The following is a 1,339-nucleotide window of genomic DNA, read 5'->3' on the forward strand; positions in this document are numbered from 1 at the left end:
GCGCGCCCTGCGCCGTATCTCCACGTTCACCTATCAGGGCCGTGACTTCGGCGCCTGGCTGGTCACCATCGCCCGCAACCTGGTCGCCGACCACTTCAAATCGAGCCGCTTCCGGCTCGAAGTGACCACGGGCGAAATGCTCGACGCCAACGAGGTCGAGCGCTCACCCGAGGACTCCGTCCTCGAATCCCTCTCCAACGCGGCCCTCCTGGAAGCGGTCCGCAAGCTCAACCCCCAACAGCAGGAGTGCGTCACGCTCCGTTTCCTCAACGGCCTCTCGGTCGCGGAGACGGCCCGGGTCATGGGCAAGAACGAGGGCGCGATCAAAACCCTGCAGTACCGGGCCGTTCGGACGCTCGCCCGGCTCCTCCCGGACGACGCACGCTGAAATGACCGTCAAATCCACTGCGGTCCGATCATCCTTCGTCCGTAACCCAACTGCCGTGCGGCTCGTTGAGCGGGATGCAGGCTCCCTGTGGTCACGCCACGCCCGCAGGCGCTCACTCGAAAGTGTGTAAGCGCTCAAGGTGTGCAACCTTCTGGACCCCGAGGGGAGTCGATGGTCATGACGAGAGGAGGTGCCGCCAGTGATCGGACACGTTTCGGCACACCGGCGGGCGAACGCCTTCGCCCAGACCCTGGAGGATCAGACTCTCCAGGACACGGCGGCTGAGCAACAGCCAGAGCCCGACGGGCTGCTGTCCTTGGCGAACGGTCTCGGCGCACTGCCGAGGCCCGAGCTGGACCCCGAGGTCAAAGTGGTGCAACGAGCCCAGCTCGTGGCAGCCATGGAGGCCCTGTTCGCCGAGGGAGGTGCATCGGCGGGCCCTCGGGTGCCCGAGCAGCGGACGGGTCGCGGCGCCCACCGGGCGACCGCGCTCCGGAAATTGCGCCCCCGCTCCCGCTGGTCGAAAGGACTGGCCGCGGGCGGCCTCACCGTAGGTGTCGCGGCAGGGGCTTTCAGCGGAGTGGCCGCTGCCAGTTCCAGCGCCCTGCCCGGTGATTCGCTGTACGGGCTGAAGCGCGGCATGGAAGATCTCAAGCTCGGGATGGCGGACAACAACGCCGACCGCGGCGAGATCTACCTGGACCAGGCGTCCACCCGCCTCCAGGAGGCACGCCGCCTCATGGAGCGGGACCGGGCCGGTCAGCTCGACCACGAACAGCTGGGCGAGGTCAGGCGCGCCCTGACGGGCATGAAGCACGACGCGACCGAGGGACACCGCCTCCTCCACGAGGCGTACGCCCGAAACGGAGCGCTGGGCCCCATCCAGACGCTCTCCTCCTTCGCGCGGTCCCACCGGGACAGCTGGAGCCAGCTCCAGCTGTCCCGGTGGGA

Annotated in this window: 2 protein-coding genes; both read left to right on the forward strand. The window is 68.3% G+C overall.

Annotated features, from left to right (window positions below; all coding sequences use genetic code 11):
• The coding region (locus J0695_RS31200) for a sigma-70 family RNA polymerase sigma factor (protein WP_206967745.1) at positions 1-388 on the forward strand (388 nt) is incomplete at its 5' end.
• A gap of 199 nt (positions 389-587) precedes the next feature.
• Positions 588-1,339, forward strand: a 752-nt coding sequence (locus tag J0695_RS31205) for a DUF5667 domain-containing protein (RefSeq protein WP_307798823.1), incomplete at its 3' end; no start/stop codon positions are given.

It is taken from the genome of Streptomyces beijiangensis, from assembly GCF_017315755.1.
Taxonomy (GTDB): domain Bacteria; phylum Actinomycetota; class Actinomycetes; order Streptomycetales; family Streptomycetaceae; genus Streptomyces; species Streptomyces beijiangensis.